At 68.2% G+C, this 20513-nt stretch carries 19 protein-coding genes; 14 read left to right on the top strand and 5 right to left on the bottom strand.

Going from position 1 to position 20513, the window contains the following annotated elements; translation table 11 throughout:
• Window positions 1–126: 126 nt before the first annotated feature.
• From U4Z64_RS18600 to U4Z64_RS18585, 4 genes are all read left to right on the top strand, one after another.
• Window positions 127–720: a hypothetical protein gene (locus U4Z64_RS18600; RefSeq protein ID WP_124486129.1), complete on the top strand. Its 594-nt coding sequence runs from the start codon at window positions 127–129 to the stop codon at window positions 718–720.
• A gap of 239 nt (window positions 721–959) precedes the next feature.
• A complete protein-coding gene (locus tag U4Z64_RS18595) occupies window positions 960–1880 on the top strand; it encodes a LysR substrate-binding domain-containing protein (RefSeq protein WP_321806055.1) in 921 nt (306 codons plus the stop codon).
• A 225-nt stretch (window positions 1881–2105) separates the two neighbouring features.
• Window positions 2106–2888, top strand: coding sequence for an ABC transporter substrate-binding protein (locus U4Z64_RS18590; RefSeq protein WP_044845853.1), 783 nt, complete (start codon window positions 2106–2108; stop codon window positions 2886–2888).
• A gap of 258 nt (window positions 2889–3146) precedes the next feature.
• Window positions 3147–4262 carry a succinylglutamate desuccinylase/aspartoacylase family protein gene (locus U4Z64_RS18585; protein WP_257772696.1) on the top strand — a complete coding sequence of 372 codons (1116 nt, stop codon included), beginning with the start codon at window positions 3147–3149 and terminating at the stop codon, window positions 4260–4262.
• 148 nt (window positions 4263–4410) lie between these two features.
• On the opposite strand, the gene U4Z64_RS18580 is transcribed toward U4Z64_RS18585, so the two are convergent.
• Window positions 4411–5217 (bottom strand): MetQ/NlpA family lipoprotein, encoded by an 807-nt coding sequence (locus U4Z64_RS18580; protein ID WP_321809875.1) that lies wholly within the window; start codon window positions 5215–5217, stop codon window positions 4411–4413.
• A 306-nt stretch (window positions 5218–5523) separates the two neighbouring features.
• Here U4Z64_RS18580 and U4Z64_RS18575 point away from each other — a divergent pair, with 306 nt between their 5' ends.
• The 9 genes from U4Z64_RS18575 to U4Z64_RS18535 all read left to right on the top strand — a co-directional run bounded on the left by U4Z64_RS18575 (window position 5524) and on the right by U4Z64_RS18535 (window position 14526).
• Window positions 5524–6684, top strand: coding sequence for a porin (locus tag U4Z64_RS18575; RefSeq protein WP_321820594.1), 1161 nt, complete (start codon window positions 5524–5526; stop codon window positions 6682–6684).
• A gap of 223 nt (window positions 6685–6907) precedes the next feature.
• Window positions 6908–7168: a DUF2866 domain-containing protein gene (locus tag U4Z64_RS18570; protein ID WP_321809876.1), complete on the top strand. Its 261-nt coding sequence runs from the start codon at window positions 6908–6910 to the stop codon at window positions 7166–7168.
• Between the two features lie 144 nt (window positions 7169–7312).
• Window positions 7313–7696, top strand: a complete 384-nt coding sequence (locus U4Z64_RS18565) for a DUF6232 family protein (protein WP_321797774.1) — start codon at window positions 7313–7315, stop codon at window positions 7694–7696.
• 71 nt (window positions 7697–7767) lie between these two features.
• Window positions 7768–7995 (top strand): hypothetical protein, encoded by a 228-nt coding sequence (locus U4Z64_RS18560; protein WP_044849044.1) that lies wholly within the window; start codon window positions 7768–7770, stop codon window positions 7993–7995.
• Window positions 7996–8254: 259 nt separating this feature from the next.
• Complete coding sequence (locus U4Z64_RS18555; RefSeq protein ID WP_321820593.1) at window positions 8255–10531, top strand: TonB-dependent hemoglobin/transferrin/lactoferrin family receptor; 2277 nt, start codon at window positions 8255–8257, stop codon at window positions 10529–10531.
• 49 nt (window positions 10532–10580) lie between these two features.
• A complete protein-coding gene (locus U4Z64_RS18550) occupies window positions 10581–11672 on the top strand; it encodes a hemin-degrading factor (RefSeq protein WP_321820592.1) in 1092 nt (363 codons plus the stop codon).
• Entirely contained in the window at window positions 11669–12577 is a 909-nt protein-coding gene (locus U4Z64_RS18545; protein WP_415750583.1) for a heme/hemin ABC transporter substrate-binding protein, read from the top strand. Before U4Z64_RS18550 ends, U4Z64_RS18545 begins: the two co-directional genes overlap by 4 nt.
• Before the next feature lie 15 nt (window positions 12578–12592).
• On the top strand, window positions 12593–13681 hold the full coding sequence (locus U4Z64_RS18540; protein WP_321820591.1) for an iron ABC transporter permease: 1089 nt from the start codon (window positions 12593–12595) through the stop codon (window positions 13679–13681).
• Between the two features lie 17 nt (window positions 13682–13698).
• Window positions 13699–14526 carry a heme ABC transporter ATP-binding protein gene (locus U4Z64_RS18535; RefSeq protein WP_321809880.1) on the top strand — a complete coding sequence of 276 codons (828 nt, stop codon included), beginning with the start codon at window positions 13699–13701 and terminating at the stop codon, window positions 14524–14526.
• A gap of 139 nt (window positions 14527–14665) precedes the next feature.
• On the opposite strand, the gene U4Z64_RS18530 is transcribed toward U4Z64_RS18535, so the two are convergent.
• Both U4Z64_RS18530 and U4Z64_RS18525 read right to left on the bottom strand, forming a co-directional pair.
• Entirely contained in the window at window positions 14666–15277 is a 612-nt protein-coding gene (locus U4Z64_RS18530) for a trimeric intracellular cation channel family protein (RefSeq protein ID WP_124666362.1), read from the bottom strand.
• 8 nt (window positions 15278–15285) lie between these two features.
• Window positions 15286–17391 (bottom strand): PBP1A family penicillin-binding protein, encoded by a 2106-nt coding sequence (locus U4Z64_RS18525; RefSeq protein ID WP_321809881.1) that lies wholly within the window; start codon window positions 17389–17391, stop codon window positions 15286–15288.
• A 240-nt stretch (window positions 17392–17631) separates the two neighbouring features.
• On the opposite strand from U4Z64_RS18525, the gene U4Z64_RS18520 reads away from it, so the two are divergent.
• Entirely contained in the window at window positions 17632–18426 is a 795-nt protein-coding gene (locus U4Z64_RS18520; protein WP_321809882.1) for an aminoglycoside phosphotransferase family protein, read from the top strand.
• Window positions 18427–18522: 96 nt separating this feature from the next.
• On the opposite strand, the gene U4Z64_RS18515 is transcribed toward U4Z64_RS18520, so the two are convergent.
• Entirely contained in the window at window positions 18523–19020 is a 498-nt protein-coding gene (locus U4Z64_RS18515) for a hypothetical protein (RefSeq protein ID WP_321809883.1), read from the bottom strand.
• 88 nt (window positions 19021–19108) lie between these two features.
• A complete protein-coding gene (locus U4Z64_RS18510) occupies window positions 19109–19945 on the bottom strand; it encodes a bifunctional allantoicase/(S)-ureidoglycine aminohydrolase (protein WP_321809884.1) in 837 nt (278 codons plus the stop codon).
• Window positions 19946–20513: the final 568 nt, after the last annotated feature.

The following is a 20513-nucleotide window of genomic DNA, read 5'->3' as shown; positions in this document are numbered from 1 at the left end:
TTTTTTTCGTCGGTGCGGCGGGGGTGCCACCGGGCCGTTCGACCGACACGGGAAACCGCGGCAGCGTGCCGCGCATCGCGATTCCGCACGCGGTGCTACGATCGCGTTTTATCCTCCGGAACGCTCATGAATCCGTTCGGCATCGTCTCCGAATCAGACACGCGGACCGCGGCGCGCAAGCCACCGTTCATCCCGTCGTTCGGTTTCGTCGAAGTTCATGAATCGCGGCCGATCGACGCGCCGCCGTCGCGCATCATCGATGCGGTGGCCACGCTCGACATGCGCGCCGATCCCGTCATCGACGCGCTGCTTGCCGTGCGCGAAGCGCCGGCGGCCATCGCCCGCGCGCTGGGCCAGCGTCCGGCCGGCGCCGCCCGCGAGCGCTTCGGCTTCGATTCGTTCACGCTGCTGCATCGCGACGACACGTCCCTGTCGCTCGGGCTCGTCGGACGCTTCTGGCGCCCGACGCCCGACGTGCGCACGATCGACGACGCCGCGGCGTTCGTGCGGCACGACGATCCGGATGACGCGAAGCTGGTGTTGCGCTTCGAGGTCGTCGGGCTGTCGTCAGGCGCGCGGCTGCTGCGCACCGAAACCTTCGTGCACTGTCCGAGCGCGCGCACGCGCCTGCTGTTCCTGCCGTACTGGCTCGCGATCCGGCTCGGGAGCGGCTGGATCCGCCGCCGCACGCTCGCGGCCGTCGAACTGGCGCTCGCCTGACACGCCGGGACGCCGTCGAACGGAAACGCGATTACGTCGTATCGCGGCATACATCGACGGCATCTCGCACACGCACGCAACATCATCTGCAATCCTGATCGGTTTGCTGCCGGACACGGCGAAACTGTGCCGCGCACCGCCGCGCGATTTTTGTTCCGCCCCGCGCCCGCCGTCGCCTCGCGCTACCCTATCGATCTTCGCGCCGGCGCCCCGGCCCGCCGCCAGATCCGAACCGATCGATGACCCGCATCCGCAACCACCTGAACATCGCGCAGCTCCAGGCCTTCGTCTCCGCCGCGCATCACAAGAGCCTGCGCGCCGCCGCGCGCGAGCTCGGCGTCACCCAGCCCGCGATCACGCACACGATCCGCGAACTCGAAACGGCGCTGAACGCGGAATTGCTCGTACGCAGCGTGCGCGGCGTCGAGCTGACCGCGTGCGGCCACGCGCTGCTGCCGCGCGCCGAGCAGCTGCTCGGCGACATGCGCCGCACCGTCGAGGCCGTCGAGCAGGTGAAAGGGGAAATGTCGGGGCGCGTCGCGGTCGGCACGATGCCGTCGATCGCGCTGACCGCGCTGCCGCACGCGGTCACCGCCTTCCGCCGGTCGATGCCGAACGTGAACCTGCATCTGGAGGAAGTGACGGTGCCCGACGCGCTCGCGCAACTGCGCAACGGCACGCTCGACATCGCTGCGATGCACCATGTGCCCGCGCTCGACCGCGATTTCACGCAGGTCCCGCTGCTGTCGACCGAGTTCACCGTCGTGATGCGCGAAGGTCACCCGCTCGCGCACGCGCGCCGATTAGAGGAATTGCTCGACGCGGAATGGATCGTCACGGTCGGCGCCGAGCAGTTTCCGCACAGCGTGATGGTCGGGATGTTCGAGGCGCGCGGGCTGCCGCTGCCGAAGCGCCTGCTGCGCTCGCCGATGTCGTTCGCGGTGACGCTCGGGCTCGTCGCCCGCTCCGACGTGATCGGCTGCTTCACGCGCCCGCTGGCCGCGATGGTGGCGCCGCTCGGGATCCGCACGGCCGAACTCGACGAAAGCATGCCGCGCTTCGACCTGTCGATCATCGCGCGCCGCGACCTGCTGCCGACGCCGGCGGTATCGCAATTCGTCACCTGCCTGCAGCGCGCGGTCAACGAAACGCTAGGTTGAATCGTTCCTTCCTCTGAAACGGTCACGCGCCGCACGCGCGGCTGTCGGGTCCGGTATCGGGGCTTGTCCTAGGCGCCCTGCCGGTATTTTGTCTTGATAATCTTGCGCACGTCGCGCGCCCGCATCGGGCAGCGAAACGGACAGTCCGACGCGAAGCCGCGCCGGGCCGAAGGCTTACGGCGCGACACAACCGCGCACCCATCGAACAAAACGAGGAGTCACCGAGTGAAAAAGATTCTTGCGGCTGTGACCGTGGCCCTGCTCGCCGTATCGGCCGGCACTGCATACGCGAAGGACTGGACGACCGTACGCTTCGGCGTCGACGCAAGCTACCCGCCTTTCGAATCGAAAGGGGCTGACGGCAAGGTGGTCGGCTTCGACGTCGATCTCGGCAACGAAATCTGCCGCCGCATCAACGCGAAGTGCGTGTGGATCGAGAACGACTTCGACGGGATGATCCCCGCACTGAAGGCTCGCAAGTTCGACGGCGTCCTGTCGTCGATGTCGATGACGCCGGCACGCGAGGAACAGATCGCGTTCTCGTCGAAGCTGTTCAACACGCCGACGCGCCTCGTCGCGAAGAAGGGCGCCGGCCTGATGCCGACGGCCGAATCGCTGAAGGGCAAGTCGGTCGGCGTCGAGCAGGGCACGATCCAGGAAACCTACGCGAAGACGTACTGGGCCTCGAAGGGCGTGAACGTCGTGCCTTACCAGAACCAGGACCAGGTCTACGCCGACCTGATCTCGGGCCGTCTGGACGGCGCGCTGCAGGACGCGGTGCAGGCTGAAATCGGCTTCCTGAAGACGCCGCGCGGCGCGAACTTCGATTTCGCCGGCAAGGACATCGACGATCCGAAGACGCTCGGCAACGGCGCCGGCATCGGCCTGCGCAAGGAAGACACCGACCTGAAGGCGAAGATCGACGGCGCGATCGCCGGCATGCGCAAGGACGGCACGTACGACAAGATCGCGAAGAAGTACTTCGATTTCGACGTGTACGGCAAGTAACACCGCGCAACGCGCGCTTCGCGACCGCGCAGACGGGCTCCGCAAGGAGCCCGTTTTTTTTGCTCGCGCGCGGCGAAAGGCCGCGCGACACGCGTGGACGAAGGGCTGCGGCGCCGTTATTTTTTACGCGCCAACCCGATGATTCGTAAAGGAAATCGACATGGCCGGCGCGCGGTTTGATAGGTTCGCGGAAGGCAACGTACAATCGATCTTCCACGCATACCGGATCACTCGCGGCTGCGCCGCCCTCCCCTCATCATGCAAACGCAGACCCATCCGCTGATTTCCCCCGCCGTCGGCACCGAACGCCAGATCACGAGCTTCCACTACGGCCCGCGCGGCGGCAAGAAGGTCTACATCCAGTCGTCGCTGCACGCGGACGAACTGCCCGGCATGCTGGTCGCCGCGCTGCTGCGCCGCAAGATCGCCGCGCTCGAGACGGCCGGCAAGCTGCGCGGCGAAGTGGTCATCGTCCCCGTGCCGAACCCGATCGGCCTGTCGCAGCACGTGTTCGGCGATCACCTCGGCCGCTTCGAGCTCGGCTCGATGCAGAACTTCAACCGCAATTTCTACGATCTCGCGGCGCTCGTGCTGCCGCGCATCGAAGGCCGCCTGACGAACGACGCGCAGCGCAACCTCGCCGCCGTACGCGCCGCGATGCGCGAGGCGCTCGACGAACAGAAGCCGCGCACCGAGCTCGAATCGCAGCGCCTCGCGCTGCAGAAGCTGTCGTTCGACGCCGACATCGTGCTCGACCTGCATTGCGACAGCGACGCGGTGATGCACCTGTATACGAATCCCGATCTGTGGGAAGACGTCGAGCCGCTGTCGCGCTACCTGGACGCGCAGGCGTCGCTGCTCGCGCTGAATTCGGTAGGCAACCCGTTCGACGAGATCCACAGTTTCTGCTGGTCGGATCTGCGCAGCCGGTTCGGCGATCGCTTCCCGATCCCGAACGGTGCGATTTCCGTCACGGTCGAATTGCGCAGCGAGCGCGACGTGTCGTACGAATTCGCGGAGAAGGACTCACAAGCGATCGTCGAATACCTGACCGAGCGCGGCGTCATCGACGGCACGCCGGCACCGCTGCCGCCGCTCGCGCATCCGGCCACGCCGCTCGCGGGCACCGATCCGCTCGTCGCACCGGTGTCCGGCGTGATCGTGTTCCGCACGCCGGTCGGCGCATGGATCGAGGCCGGCCAGGACGTGGCCGACATCGTCGATCCGCTGACCGATCGCGTGATCACGTTGAAGAGCAGCGTGTCGGGCGTGCTGTACGCGCGCCAGATCGTGCGCTTCGCGACCGCCGGGATGGAAGTCGCGCGGATTGCCGGCGCGAACCCGATCCGCACCGGGTCGCTGCTGTCGGCCTGAGTCGCCTCCGGCCCGGGCCGCCTGAACGGCCGGCCCGCGCGCCGCATCGCGACGCGCACCAACGAAATCGCCCGCTTGCGCGGGCGATTTGCTTTTCGGCCTGACGGCATGCCCGGCGACGTGGCCGGGGAGCAGCCGGGCGCAGCGTTCAGAACGCCGGCACGATGGCGCCGCCGAACTTCTGGTCGATGAACTTGCGCACGTCGTCCGATTCATAGGCCGCGACGAGCTTCTTCACCCACGGCTTGTCCTTGTCCTGCGCGCGCACCGCGATCAGGTTCGCGTACGGCCCGCGCAGGTCCTCGATCGCGATCGCATCCTTCACCGGCGTGAGCCCGGCCTTCACCGCGTAGTCGGTGTTGATCGACGCGGCGTCGACATCGGGCAGCGCGCGCGGCAACTGCGCGGAGTCGAGTTCGACGATCTTGATCTTCTTCGGGTTCTCGGCGATGTCGAGCGGCGTCGCGTTCACGCCGTTGCTGCCGACGCCCGGCTTCAGCTTGATCACGCCGTACTTCTGCAGCAGCAGCAGCGCGCGGTTGCCGTTGGACGGATCGTTCTGGATCCCGACCTTCGCGCCGGCCGGCAAGTCCTTCAGCGACTTCAGCTTCTTCGAATAGAAGCCCATCGGCGCCGTGTAGGTCAGCCCGACGTTGACGATCTTGTAGCCGCGCTGCTTGATCTGGCTGTCGAGGAACGGCTGGTGCTGGAAGCCGTTCGCATCGAGGTCGCCCGAATCGAGCGCCGCGTTCGGCTGCACGTAGTCGTTGAATTCGATGACCTTGATCGCGAGCCCTTCGCGTGCGGCGACTTTCGTCACCTCGGTCCAGATCTGCGCGTCGGGGCCGCTCATCGTGCCGATCTTCAGCGTCTGGGAATCGGCGTGCGCGCCGGGCGCGGCAAAGGCCAGCGCCGCGGCAAGCGCGCCGAGGCCGGTCAGGATCGAACGTCGCATGGTGTCCTCTTGTCCCGTGTCGTTGTTGAAGCGCGCATCGTGGCACGGGGCCGGACCGGCACCAACCAAGCTTATTTCATGTGCATATTCCTCACTCCGATCGAATCTCAGGCGGAATCGGTATAACTCCCTGCTGTACAACCGGGCAGAATCCAATGTCGCATCGGCACCACAGATTCGTAATATGACAAGGCTGTCACATTCATTACGTGGCCCGCCGATAAAGTTGCGACCGGTCCGTGAAAGCGCCCATAGAGAGCGCCGGAACCGCAACTGGACACGCCATTTATTCGCTCGGAGAATCCTTTGAACAAGAAACTGTTGACCATCGCCATCCTCGCAGCAACGGCTGGCACGGCGCACGCACAAAGCAGCGTGACCCTGTACGGTGTCATCGATGCCGGTATCAGCTACGTGAACCACAGCAAGACCGCGAACGGCGGCAGCGGCAAGCTGTTCAAGTACGACGACGGCGTGGCCCAGGGCAGCCGTTGGGGCCTGCGCGGCACCGAAGACCTCGGTGGCGGCCTGAAGGCGATCTTCGTGCTCGAAAACGGCTTCAACAGCGGCAACGGCACGATCGGCCAGGGCGGCGCGATCTTCGGCCGTCAAGCGTACGTCGGCCTGAGCCAGGCGCAATACGGCACGGTCACGTTCGGCCGTCAGTACTCGTTCTCGACCGACATCCTCGGCTCGAACTACTCGACGGGCGGCAACACGGTCGCGGGTAACTACGCGTACCACGTGAACGACGTCGACCAGCTCACGTCGAGCCGCATCAACAACTCGGTGAAGTTCCAGAGCGCGAACTACGCCGGCTTCACGTTCGGCGCGTTGTACGGCTTCTCGAACTCGACCGACTTCGCAGGCGCACCGTCGACCACGACGGGCACCACGACGACGGCCGGTTCGTCGCGCGCATACAGCTTCGGCCTGAACTACGCGAACGGCCCGTTCGCGCTCGGCGCCGCCTACACGGACATCCGCTTCCCGAGCCAGTCGACGCCGGCATTCTCGACGTCGATCGCGAACATCGCGCTGACGAACATCCGCGACCTGCGCACGTACGGCGTCGGTGGCCGCTACGTCTTCGGCCCGGCAACGGCATGGCTGCTCTGGACGCGCACGCAGTTCACCCCGATCGCGGCTGGCGCATCGGGCACGTTCTACAACGCGTATGAAGCAGGCGTGAAGTACGCGATCACGCCGGCCCTGTCGGCAGCCGTCGGCTACACGTACACGAACGCCACGCAAAGCGGCAACTCGGCACACTGGAACCAGGGCAACCTCGGCCTCGACTACGCACTCAGCAAGCGTACGGACGTGTACGCGCTGGTCATCGGCCAGAAGGCGTCGGGCAACAACGTGCAGGCGCAGATCGGCTCGAGCACGAGCTACTTCAGCACGTCGGGCAACGGTGCGACGAACCAGATCGCCGCGCGCGTCGGTATCCGTCACAAGTTCTAAAGCATCCGCTTAACTCGTCCGCTCATCGCGCGGATGACGACGGCAAGAAGCGCCCCGCTCCATGCGGGGCGCTTTTTTATGGGCTTTTAAGTTTCGCTTAATTCTGGGCTGAGAGGATGCTCTCACCCCCCCTGTTGGCCGCCTGAGCATCGGCGGCTTCTTTTTTTTGAGACCCACTACGGCACCGCCATCAACTGCCCGCAAGACAGGATCGGAGGCCAAGATGATCGAAGATACCGTTTACAGCCATCTGCACGCGATTCTGACGCGTCAGCATTCGCTACCGGTCCAGAGCTGCCGCGTGTCGGTGGCGATGCAGCGCCCATGGGGCCGCCCGTACCGGCTCGTCGAATGGACGATGCATCTCGACGCGCCCGCGCGGCGCCAGATCGTGCCGGCCGAATCGACCGACGAAGAGATCGCCGAGGTCGTCGCGTCGCACGTGCCGGGCCGCCTGTACGGCGACGGCCAGCTGCAGTTCTGACTTCCCCTCGTTACGCCTGGTTACGCCTCGCTACCCGTCACTGCCCGCAGCGCGGCCGGCCCGCACGCATCGTGCGGCACTCGGTCTCGTTTGACGCGGCAACGAAGTCTGCTACGCTGCGCGTTTTCGTCCACGCACCATACGATGGAAAACGCATTCAACGAACGCGGCGTGATGGTCACGCGCAACGGCCTGTCGGCTGCCGGGCAGGTCTTCCCGCTGCGTGACATCCGCAACGTCGACGTCGTCAAGATCCCGAAGAATCGCCTCGTGCCGTCGCTGATCTCGCTGATCGGCGTGGTCGCCGCCATCGCCGGCGGCATCGGCGGATCGAGCGCCGCGCTGGTCGTCGGCGTGATGCTCGCCGTCGTCGGCTATCTCGCCTGGACCACGCAGGACATCACGTACCGGCTGATGGTCGAGATGCCCGACGGCAAGCGCGAAGCGCTGTCGAGCGTCGACCCCGAATTCGTCGAACGCGTCGCGCAGGTCGTGCGCGAGGCACGGACGGCGACGGCCGCCGGCTGATTTCCGCTGCGCGCGCCGACCACCTACTATGAAATGAGCGGCACGCCGCCGCGTCGTTCGAGGAGGTCGGCATGAACCCCCAATCGCTGTCCGGCATGCTGCGCGCGCAGGAACTGCTGCTCGTCACGATGATCCGCGCACTGCCGCCCGACGCACGCAGCGCGCTCGTCGACCTCTACGCCGAACAGCTCGCGTTCGCCGAACAGGCCGGCTTCGAGGGCCACGGCGATCGCGCGACGCACGACGCGTACATCGCGCATGCGCGCAACCTGTTGATTCGCCTCGAGTCGCTCGCATAGGGCCTCTGCTCACACGCCTATAACGGCCCGCTTCTCCCGAATTTGCCCCCCGCGCGGCGTGTCCGATCCGCGCCGACGGCGCACGTCCGTAGGCCTCGCTTTCCGTTCTTGTATTGATAATAATTCTCATTTACACTGAACGAATTATCAATTCCCTTTCAATTCGCCGTTCGCCGCCTGCCGCGCGCGAACTGGCCAGCCAGGTGAACGCGTCACCCAGCCAGCCTTCGGGCTAGTCATCGTCAATGGGAGACCACCTGTGCATTGCTATCCGCTGGCGCGGCGGCCGATCTGTGCCGCGCTGTTCGGCGCGTTCGGCCTGTCCGCCGCCCCGGCTTACGCCGATTCGTCGCCGCAAGGCGCCAACCCGCCACCTGCCGTGCTGACCACCGCCGCCGCGTCGACGCGCGGCGACGCGGCGCTGCTCGACCCCGTCACCGTCACGGCCACCCGCACCGCCACCGCTGCGAGCCGCACGGCCGCGTCCGTGTCGGTGATCACCGACGACGATCTCGACGAACAGCAGGCCACCAACATCAAGGACGCGCTGCGCTACGAGCCGGGCGTCACGGTGCGCCGCACCGCGTACCGCCCCGGCAGCGCCGCGCTCGGCGGCGGCCGCGACGGCGATTCGAGCATCAACGTCCGCGGCCTCGAAGGCAATCGCGTGCTGCTGATGGAAGACGGCATCCGCCTGCCGAACGCGTTCTCGTTCGGGCCGCTCGAAGCCGGCCGCGGCGACTACGCGGATCTCGACATGCTCAAACGCATCGAGATCCTGCGCGGGCCGGCGTCGGCGCTGTACGGCAGCGACGGGCTGACCGGCGCGGTGAACTTCATCACGAAGGACCCGCGCGACCTGCTGTCGATCTACGGCAAACCCACCTACTTCTCGCTCCGGCCGGGTTACGACTCGGCCGACCGCAGCGTCGGCGCGACGGTGTCGGCCGCGGGCGGCAACGACCGCGTGCAGGGGATGATCATCGCCGACGGCCGGCGCGGCCATGAGGTCGACACGCGCGGCAGCGACAATTCCGCGAGCACGCTGCGCACGACGTCGAACCCGCAGGACGTCTACTCGGAATCGCTGCTCGGCAAGCTCGTGCTGACACCCACCGCGCGCGACACGATCAAATTCACCGCGGAAACCGTGCAGCGCCGCGTGAGCACCGACGTGCTGTCGGCGATCAACCCGCCCGGCACACTCGGTCTCACGACGCACGACCGGCTCGAGCGCAACCGCTTCAGCATCGACTACGACTTCCGCGACGATGCGTTCCGCTGGTTTCAGAACGCACACGTTCAGTTCTACTACCAGGATGCGAAGCAGGATCAATACGCGTTCGAGACGCGCGGCGCGCCGCTGAAATCGCGCTCGCGCGACAACCAGTACCAGGAGCGCACGTTCGGCGGCGCCGCGTTCGCCGAAAGCGGCTTCTCGACGGGCCCGCTCGCGCACAAGCTGCTGTATGGCGTCGACGGCAGCCTGTCGCGCGTGACGAACCTGCGCGACGGCACGGTGCCGGGCGTCGGCGAGGCGTTCCCGAACAAGGCGTTTCCCGATACCGACTACACGCTGTTCGGCGCATTCGTGCAGGACCAGGTCGGCTATGGCCGCCTGCTCGTCACGCCGGGGCTGCGCTTCGACACGTACCGGTTGAGCCCGACGCGCAACGATCCGCTGTTCACCGGCACCGCGGTGTCGACGAGCGCGAACGAAGTGTCGCCGCGCGTCGCGGTGCTCTACGAGATCACGCCCGCGCTGATTCCGTATGCACAGTACGCGCACGGCTTCCGCGCGCCGACGCCCGACCAGGTGAACAGCAGCTTCTCGAACCCGGTGTACGGCTACACGTCGATCGGCAATCCGAACCTGAAGCCCGAAACCAGCGACACGTTCGAAGCCGGCCTGCGCGGCAAGTCCGGCACCGGCTACGGCGTCGTGCGCTACAGCGCGGCGGCGTTCACGGGCCGCTACCGCAACTTCATCGCGCGCACGACGATCGCGGGCAGCGGCCGGCCAACCGACCCGTTCGTGTTCCAGTACGTGAACTTCGCCGACGCGCGCATCCACGGCCTCGAAGGCCGCGCCGAATGGATCATGCCGAACGGCATCACGCTGAAGACCGCGATGGCGTTCACCAGGGGATCGACACGGAACGACGGCGCGGCGAGCCAGCCGCTGAACACGGTCAATCCGTTCTCGGCGGTGTTCGGCGTGCGCTACGAACCCGGCGAACGCTGGTTCGTGCAGACCGACCTGCTGTTCCAGGCCGCGAAACGCGACAAGGACATCGACAAGTCCGACTGCTCGAACAAGGCGTGCTTCGCGCCGCCGTCGTCGTTCGTCGTCGATCTGCGCGGCGGCTACCGCTTCAACAAGCATGTGAGCGCGACGATCGGCATCCGCAACCTGTTCGACCGCAAATACTGGAACTGGTCGGACGTGCGCGGCATCGCCGCCGATTCGCAGGTGCTCGACGCGTATACGTCGTCCGGCCGCACCGTCGCCGTCAGCATGAAAGTGGATTTCTGATGCGCGCGATCGCGCGTTCCTGCCCAACCGTTACTTGAAGGAGTCCGACATGATGCATTCCGCCCTTCCCGGCCAGCCGGCCACGCCGGCCCGCGCGTCCGCCGCGTTGCGCGACGCATTCGTCAAGCTCAAGGCCGAGCGCCAGCTGCGCAACCGCGACGTCGCGCAGGCGCTCGGCGTCAGCGAAGGCGAGGCGCTCGCCGCGTTCGTCGGCCAGCACGTGGTGCGGCTCGACGCGCGCTTTCCGGCGATGTTCGAGGAAATGCCGCGCCTCGGTCGCGTGATGGCGCTCACGCGCAACGACACGGCCGTCCACGAGAAGGACGGCGAATATGCGCAGATGAGCCACGACGGCCCGGTCGGCCTCGCGCTCGGCGACATCGACCTGCGCATCTTCTACCGTCACTGGGCGTCCGCGTTCGCGGTGCACGACGAGACCGCGCACGGTCCGCTGAAGAGTTTGCAGTTCTTCGACGCGCAGGGTCATGCGATCCACAAGGTCTACCTGCGCGCGCACAGCGATCACGCGGCGTACGACGCGTTCGTCGAACGCTGGCGCGCGGCGTCGCAGGAGCCGGGGCTCGACGTCGTGCCCGCCGCACCGAAAACGCCCGAGCGTGCCGATACCGGAATCGACGTCGCGGGCTTTCGCGCCGCGTGGGACGCGATGACCGACACGCACCAGTTCTTCGGCATCACGCAGCGCTTCGGCGTGAGCCGTATGCAGGCGCTGCGCCTCGCCGATCCGCGGTACGCGTATCCGGTCGAGGCGACGCGCGCGCTGCGTCACGTGCTCGAACGGGCCGCGAGCAGCGGCCAGCCGATCATGGTGTTCGTCGGCAATGCAGGGATGATCCAGATCCACACGGGCCCCGTCGCGAACGTGCGCGAGGTCGGCGCATGGATCAACGTGCTCGACCCGGGCTTCAACCTGCACGTGCGCGAGGACCTGATCGCCGCCGCGTGGGTCGTGAAGAAGCCGACGAGCGACGGCATCGTCACGTCGCTGGAGTTGTTCGACCGGCAGGGCGACCATGTCGCGCTGCTGTTCGGCGAACGCAAGCCCGGCAAGGTCGAACGCGACGACTGGCGCGCGCTCGTCGCGACGCTGCCGTCGGCGGCGCGCGGAGACGCGCGGTGAGCGCGCGATCGTTCCTGCCGCGACGCCGCGTCGTGCTCGCGAGCGCGGTGGCCGGTGCGCTCGCGGGCGCGCTGCCGGGCCGCGCGCGCCCGCAAGCCGCGCAGAAGCGCATCGTCGTGATCGGCGGCGCGCTCGCGGAAACCGCGTTCGCGCTCGGCGGCGCCGACGCGCGCGGCTACCGGCTCGTCGGCACCGACACGACCTGCACGTATCCGGACGCCGCGAAGCGCCTGCCGAAGGTCGGCTACCAGCGCGCGCTGTCGTCCGAGGGGCTGCTGTCGCTGCGGCCCGATCTCGTGCTCGCGTCGGCGGAGGCCGGCCCGCCCGCCGCGATCGCGCAGGTGAGAAGCGCGGGCGTCGCGGTCACGACGTTCGACGAGCGGCACGACGTCGATTCGGTGCGCGCGAAGATCACCGGCGTCGCGCAGGCGCTCGGCGTGCGCGACGCGGGCACCGCGCTGCTGCAACGCTTCGATCGCGACTGGCAGGCCGCGCGCGACGCGGTCGCCGCGCGCGTGCCCGGCGGCGCGCAGCCGCCGCGCGTGCTGTTCGTGCTGAACCATACCGGCAACCAGGCGCTCGTCGCCGGCCAGCGCACGGCCGCCGACGCGATGCTCCGCTACGCGGGCGCGCGCAATGCGATGCAGGGTTTCGATCACTACAAGCCGCTGACGACCGAGGCGCTGGCCGCCGCCGCCCCCGACATCGTGCTGATCTCCGACGAAGGGCTCGCGGCGGTCGGCGGCCGCGCCGCGCTGCTCGCCGCGCCAGGCTTCGGCGCGACGCCGGCCGGCCGCGCGCGGCGCGTCGTGTCGCTCGATGCACTGTTCCTGCTCGGCTTCGGTCCGCGCCTGCCGCTCGCCGTCACGACCCTGCACCGGCGCCTGTCGGATGCGCTCGCCTGATTCCGGAGCGTCCCGATGCCTGTTCATGCTTCGCCTTTCCCCGCGCGGTCGCACGTATCGCGTGCCGGCGCCGCGCGCGTCGGCGCGTCGCGCCGCCTCGTACCGTTCGCGCTGGCCGCGCTGGCCGCGCTCGTGTGTGTCATGTCCGTCATCGCGCTGTGCGTGGGCGCGTACCGCATTCCGTTCGCGGAAGCGTGGGCCGCGCTGAGCGGCGACCCGGCCGCCCGGCAGGCGCGCGCGGTGCTGTTCGACATCCGCGCGCCGCGCGTCGTGCTCGCGCTGCTGGTCGGCGGCGGCTTCGGCGCGGCCGGCGCCGCGATGCAGGCACTGTTCCGCAATCCGCTCGCCGACCCGGGGCTCGTCGGCGTGTCGAGCGGCGCGGCGCTCGGCGCAACGACGACGATCGTGCTCGGCCCCGCGCTGTTCGCCGCGCACGCGAGCGCGGCCGTGCTGCCCGTCGCCGCGTTCGCCGGCGCGCTCGCGGTCGCGGCGCTCGTCTACCGGCTCGCCGCGTCGCGCGGCCGGCTCGCGCTGCCGCTGCTGCTGCTCGCCGGCATCGCGATCAACGCGCTGGTCGGCGCGGCGATCGGATTGCTCACGTTCATCGCCGACGATGCGCAGTTGCGTTCGCTGACGTTCTGGAGCCTCGGCAGCCTCGGCGGCGCGCAATGGTCCGCGCTGGCGGCCGTCGCGCCGTGCGTCGCGATCGGCTGCGTGCTGCTCGCGCGCGACCGTGACGCGCTCAACGCATTGCAGCTCGGCGAAACCGAGGCGCTGCACCTCGGCGTGCCCGTGCAGCGGCTCAAGCGGCGCGTGCTCGTCGCGGTCGCGCTCGCGGTCGGCGCGCTCGTGTCGTGCGCGGGCATCATCGGTTTCATCGGCCTCGTCGCGCCGCACTGCGTGCGCCTCGCGTGCGGCCCCGACCAGCGCGTCGTGCTGCCCGGCGCCGCATTGCTCGGCGCGCTGCTGACACTCGCCGCCGATCTCGCCGCGCGTACCGTCGCCGCGCCCGCCGAGATTCCGCTCGGCGTGCTCACCGCACTGCTCGGCGCGCCGTTCTTTCTCGCGCTGCTGTGGAAAAGCCGCGGCGCGCTCGGCGGCTGATCCTTCATGCACCCATCATGCTGACTGCCCATCATCTCGACGTCGCCCGCCGGCACCGCGCCGTTCTGCACGACCTGTCACTGTCGATCGAACCCGGCCGCGTGACCGCGCTGCTCGGCCGCAACGGCGCGGGCAAGAGCACGCTGCTGAAGACCCTGGCGGGCGAACTGACCGGCAGCGTCGCGCCGAACGGCGTGCGCGTGACCGGCGACATCACGCTGAACGGCGAACCGCTCGCGCACATCGACGCGGCGCGGCTCGCGTGCCTGCGCGCCGTGCTGCCGCAGGCCGCGCAACCGGCGTTTCCGTTCAGCGTCGACGAAATCGTGCTGCTCGGCCGCTATCCGCATGCGCGGCGCGGCGGCGCGCGGCACGTGATCGCGCATCGCGATCGCGACATCGCATGGCAGGCGCTCGAACGCGCGGGCGCCGACGCGCTCGTCGGCCGCGACGTGACGACGCTGTCGGGCGGCGAGCTCGCACGCGTGCAGTTCGCGCGTGTGCTCGCGCAGTTGTGGCCGGACGACGACGCGGAGCCGGGCCCACGCTACCTGCTGCTCGACGAGCCGACCGCCGCGCTCGATCTCGCGCACCAGCACCGGCTACTCGATACCGTGCGCACGGTCGCGCGCGAGTGGCGGCTCGGCGTGCTCGCGATCGTCCACGATCCGAACCTCGCCGCGCGGCACGCGGATACGATCGCGATGCTCGCGGACGGCACGATCGTCGCGCAGGGTGCGCCGCGCGACGTGATGACGCCCGGCCATATCGCGCAGTGCTACGGATTCGCCGTGAGGATGGTGGAAACGGGCGACGGGGCGCCGCCGCTCATGGTGCCGGCGTAGAACACGTCGTCCAGCCATATCGCGCAGTGCTACGGGTTCGCCGTGAGGATGGTGGAAACGGGTGACGGGGCGCCGCCGCTCATGGTGCCGACGTAGAACACGCGTATCGTCGCGTCCGCGCGGCACCCTCGCTCAACGCTCAACGCTCGACGTCCGCGACACCGAACGTGCGCATCTTCCACCCGAGCCGTACGGCCAGCATCCGCATCGCGAAGCCCGCCGCCAGCGCAACCGCCGTCGCGAACCCCGCGTCGATGCCGAGATGCTGGATCCCAACGTACAGCGTACCCGTGAAGAACGCGACGCTCGCATACAGTTCCTCGCGCAGGATCAGCGGCATCTCGTTGCACAGCAGGTCGCGCAGCATCCCGCCGCACACGCCGGTGATCGCACCGGCCAGCACGACGATGATCGGCGCGGTGCCCGTCGACGCGCCGATGTCGCAGCCGATGATCGTGAACGCCGCGAGGCCGATCGCGTCGACGGTGACGAACAGCGTCTTCATGCGCGCGACGTGCCGCGCGGCCCACGACGCGACGGTCGCCGCGGCGAGCGTGATCACGAGGTACTCGGGATGCGCGATCCAGCCGAGCGGATAGTGGCCGAGCAGCACGTCGCGCACGGTGCCGCCGCCAAGCGCCGTGACCGCGCCGACGAGCGCGAGCCCGAAGCGGTCCATCCCGCGCCGCATGCCCATCAGCGCGCCCGACATCGCCTCCGCGACGATCGCGATCAGATAAAGCGTATGCATCGCGCGCCTCAGTCTTCGGTACGGAACAGGTCGAGCACGCGTTCGCGCTCGGCCGCGTCGACGGCGGCCGGCGTCGGCTCGCCGGGCATGCCGCGCCCGTCCGGCGCATCGGACGCCGACGCACCGCCACAGGCAAAACGGCTGCGGATGAACGGCGGCATGTCGGCGGTGCAGGTGCCGCGCGTGTATTCGGCGTACACGAAATCGCCGTCGACGAGCGCGACGTCCTGCGGCGGCGTCGCATCGACCGGCGTGCGTCCGTCGACGGCCGTCTTCATGTAGTCGAGCCAGACCGGCAGCGCGAGCGTCGCGCCGGTCGCGCGCCCCATCGTGCGCGGCGTGTCGTAGCCGAGCCACGCGACCGCGACGATGCCCGACGAATAGCCGGCGAACCACGCGTCCTTCGAGCCGTTCGACGTGCCCGTCTTGCCGGCCGCGTCGTCGCGGCGCAGCGCGAGCGCGCCGCGCGCGGTGCCGGCCCGCACGACGTCGCGCAGCATGCTGTCCATCACGAACGCATTGCGCGCCGACACGACGCGCGTGCCTTCAGGCGTCGTCGCCTCGTACATCGCACCGCCATGACGCTGCTTCACCGACAGGATCAGCCGCGGCACCATCCGCATCCCGCCGTTCGCGAACACGCCGTACGCGCTCGCGAGTTCGAGCGGCGTCACGGCGCCCGCGCCGAGCGCGAGCGGCAGCGACGCCGGATTGCGCCGCGCGTCGAAACCGAAGCCCACCGCATGCTGCTGCACGTAGCGCGCGTCGGCCGCCTGCATCAGGTTGACCGCGACGAGGTTCTTCGAGCGCACGAGCCCGCGCCGCACCGGGATGAAGCCCTCGTAGCGGTTGCCGAAATTGCGCGGACGCCACGGCCGCGCGCCGGTTTCCGCATGCGTGAGCGTGCGCTGCGTATCGTCGACCAGCACGCCCGGGAAGTAGCCCTTCTCCAGCGCCGCCGAATAGACGAACGGCTTGAAGCTCGACCCCGGCTGGCGATACGCCTGCAATGCATGGTCGAACACGTTGCGGCCGAAATCCGCGCCGCCGACGAGCGCGAGCATGTCGCCCGTCGCCGCATCCAGCGACACGAGCGCGCCTTCGAGCCCGTTGCGCGCATCGCGCTTGCCGGGCTGGCGGCGCAGCGTACGCCCGAGCGCGGCCTCGGCCGCGCGCTGGTCGCGCATCGAGATCGTCGTCGTCACGTCGAGGCCGAGCGTATAGGCGTCGTCGTGAAAGCGCTCGACCATCATCCGGCGCGCGCGCTCCGCGACGTACGGCGCCGCGACGATGCCGGGCGGCGGCGTGGTCGCCAGCACGATCGGCAGGTCGAGCGCCGCGCGATAGGTCGCCTCGTCGAGTTCGCCGAGCGCATGCATGCGGCCGAGCACGTAGTTGCGCCGCGCGGTCGCGCGCGCCGGATTGACGACTGGGTTGAACGCGGACGGCGCCTTCGGCAATCCGGCGAGCACGGCCGCCTCGCCCGCGCTCAGCGCGTCGAGCGGCTTGCCGAAATACACGTTCGCGGCCGCCGCGAAACCGTACGCGCGCTCGCCGAGATAGATCTGGTTCATGTACAGATCGAGCAGCTTGTCCTTGCCGTATTCGCGCTCCAGCTTGATGGCCATCAGGATCTCGGCAAGCTTGCGGCTCAGCACCTTGTCGCGCGTCAGGTAGAAATTGCGCGCGACCTGCATCGTGATCGTGCTGCCGCCCTGCCCCGGCTGCCCGGTCACGACGTTCGCGAAGGTCGCGCGCGCGAGGCCGCCGACGTCGATCGCGCCGTGCTGGTAGAACTTCGCGTCCTCGGCCGCGAGCAGCGCGTGGCGCATCAGCGGCGGAATGCGTTCGAGCGGCACGAACTCACGGCGCTCGACGCCGTACTCGGCCAACAGGTCGCCGTCGCGCGAGAAAATCCGCAGCGGCAGCGCGGGACGGTAGGCGGCCAGATGTTCGACGGACGGCAGTTGCGTCCAGATGCGGTGAATCGTCCATGCGCCGATGCCCGCGCTCGCGAGCGTCAGGCCGAGCAGCGCGCCCGCGAGCATGCGCCATGCTCGCGGGCGGCGTGGCGGTGCGGACGGCGGCGATGGGTTGGCGGTGGGGTCGGTCATGTCGGGCTCCTTCTTCAGTGCCGCGACGGCCGGCGCGCGAGCGGCGCCGATCGTCGCGAAAGGCGCGCATTGTCGAAGGGATGGCGCGAAACCGGAACATTCTTCAGCCAAAGTTTGGCTGGCTAAATTTTATTTAGGAAAGCGCGCCGGAGCCGCTCGCGCGGTGCATGCGGACCTGTGGCATGTCGTCACGGCCGAGCGCACCGGGCGCGCGAGCCGGTTCGCTTGTACCATCGTCGGATGTTCGATCGATACCTCGACCTGTGGGACCTCATTCCCGACGGCGGCCCGATCCTGACCGCGAGCGGCGGCCTGTTGCCGGTCGTCTGGCGCACACGGCCGGCAATGCTGAAAGTCGCGACCTGCGACGAAGAGCGTCGCGGCAATGCGCTGATGACCTGGTGGAACGGGGATGGCGCCGCGCGCGTGTGGCTGCACGACAGCGACGCGGTGCTGCTCGAACGCGCGCAGCCGGCGCCGACGCTCACCGGCCTGTCCGCCGCGGGACACGATGACGACGCGATCCGGATCGCATGCCGCGTGGTCGCGCGGCTGCATGCGCATCGCGCACCGGCTCCGCCCGCGGTCGTGCCGCTGCCCGACTGGTTCCACGCGCTGCTGTCGCACGACACGGACGACGACGTGCTGCGGCGTTCGGCCGAGACGGCGCACCGGCTGCTGGCCGTGCCGCCCGTCGATGACGTCGTGCTGCACGGCGACATCCATCACGGCAACCTGCTGTATTTCGGCGATCGCGGCTGGCTGGCGATCGACCCGAAGGGGCTGCGTGGCGATCGCGCGTTCGACTACGCGAACCTGTTCTGCAATCCCGCGCACGAGATCGCTGTGGATCCCGCGCGCTTCGAGCGTCGCGTCGTGCTCGTTGCGGATGCCGCACAGCTCGACCGGCGGCGGTTGCTGCAATGGATTCTCGCGTGGTCGGGCTTGTCGGCGGTATGGCTGATGGACGACGAACTGCCGCCCGATACGAGGCTGGAGGTCGCGAGGCTGGCCGCGAACGCGCTGGGTCTGTAGTGCACGAGCACACTGCCGCGCCGGCCGCATCGCATCGCGTGGCCCGAAAAAATGTCAGCGTCAGATCGGCGAGTTGACTCGTGCGAATGTCATCGGTCAACCGGGGCGCGTCGATCGCCGCATCAACCGATTCACACCCCATACGATCAGACCCGCGATCCCAAGGCAAACACCGAGAACGAGAAGGAGCCCGACTCCTTCAACATCATCGGCATGTGCGATCGTGTCGACTCCGAAAAGCGCCATCACCGATTCGATGGTTGACGGAATCGACGTCTCGATTGGAAGTCGGACGAACCAGCGCGCGAGCAGCGCGCCAAGAGCGCCCGTTACAAGAAAATTGATGCTGAAGCGGACCGCTTTCATTACCTGACCTCGACGATTCCATATGCCTTGATGGCGGTGCCCGGAATCGGAACCGTTGCGCCGTGCGCGCAAAATCATGGAGCCGTCCCAAGCGACCGCCAGTCTGTCTGTCGACAATGTAATAGAGGCCACGCGGTAGCGGGCCTGATTTCGGTTTAGCGATCGACTCTGCTTCCGCTCGATTCCTTGCTCCATCCGGCGCTTCTTCGCGTCCGCAAAACGTGTCAATCTGTTTCCGGACGGGTCACAGGTCACAATGAAAAAAACCGCCGGCTTGCACCGGCGGGCTTTCGTATCCGACTTGCGCGGTGGCGCGTTAACGCGCCGGATTCAGCGTCAGGTTCATGTGACGGTTCACATCCTTGTACAGCAGGTAACGGAAGCGGCCGGGGCCACCCGAATAGCAAGCCTGCGGACAGAACGCGCGCAGCCACATGAAGTCGCCCGCTTCCACCTCGACCCAGTCCTGGTTCAGGCGATAGACGGCCTTGCCTTCGAGCACGTACAGGCCGTGCTCCATCACGTGCGTCTCGGCGAACGGAATCACGCCGCCCGGCTCGAAGGTCACGATGTTCACATGCATGTCGTGACGCATGTCGCTCATGTCGACGAAGCGCGTCGTCACCCACGCGCCGTTGGTGCCCGGCATCGGGATCGGCTCGACGTCCTGCTCGTTGGTCACGAACGCTTCCGGCAGCGGAATGCCGTCGACGACCTGGTAGTGCTTGCGGATCCAGTGGAAACGCACGGCGGCATCGCTGACGTTGTGCAGCGTCCAGTCGGCGCCCGGCGGAATGAACGCGTAGCCGCCCGGCTTCAGCGTGTGCTGCTTGCCCTGCAGCGTCAGCTCGGCCTCGCCCTCGACGACGAACAGCACGGCTTCGGCGTTCTTGTCCTGCTCGGGCTTGTCGCTGCCGCCGCCCGGGTTCACTTCGACGATGTACTGCGAGAAGGTTTCGGCGAAACCCGACAGCGGACGCGCGATCACCCACAGGCGCGTGTTGGTCCAGAACGGCAGCCAGCTCGTGACGATGTCGCGCATCACTCCCTTCGGAATGACCGCATACGCCTCGGTGAACATCGCGCGATCGGTCAGCAGATCGGTCTGCGGCGGGTGGCCGCCATGCGGCGCGTAATACGTTGTCTTAGACATAAAGCATCCAGGCAATGGGTTGGTCCGGCCCCGGGTCGCAACGGCAGGCGCGGCACGCGCGTGGGGCACGCATGCGGCGGCGGGACATCGTTGCCGGGGTGGCTTGAAAGCGCGGGCGCCTTCGTTCGGTCGGCCAGGCTTCGCGACGGGTCCGCCCGGTTCAGCGGGCGGGGCGCCCCATGCTTGCGGGTCCGGCGGCCGGGCCGCGGACACTCGGGGTGATGCGGCGGGGCACGGGGGACGGCACGGTTCGATTCCGTACGCGGGCAGCGTTGACGATAGCGAAGTCGATCCTGATCGACCAATTAAATGTTGCGATGCCATCCATTCGATTTCCCACTACCCGCCGCGGTGCGCGACGGTCGGCGAACGCGTGTCGCGGATGCGTCGGCGCATGAGGGAAATCCTGATGACCGGACGCCAGCGCGTCGATCAGCAATATCGAAACGGGGTCGGCCGAACCTGCCCGGCTGCATGTCGATGCAACGGAAGATGCCGTCTACAAGCGGGAAAAGTCAGGCGGGAGAGAGGCGCCAACCCGTCGAACGAGGCTGGGCATGAACTGCCG

It is taken from the genome of Burkholderia sp. BCC1996 (assembly GCF_905339955.1).
Classification (GTDB): Bacteria; Pseudomonadota; Gammaproteobacteria; order Burkholderiales; family Burkholderiaceae; genus Burkholderia.
This window is presented reverse-complemented; position numbering and strand designations above follow the sequence as displayed.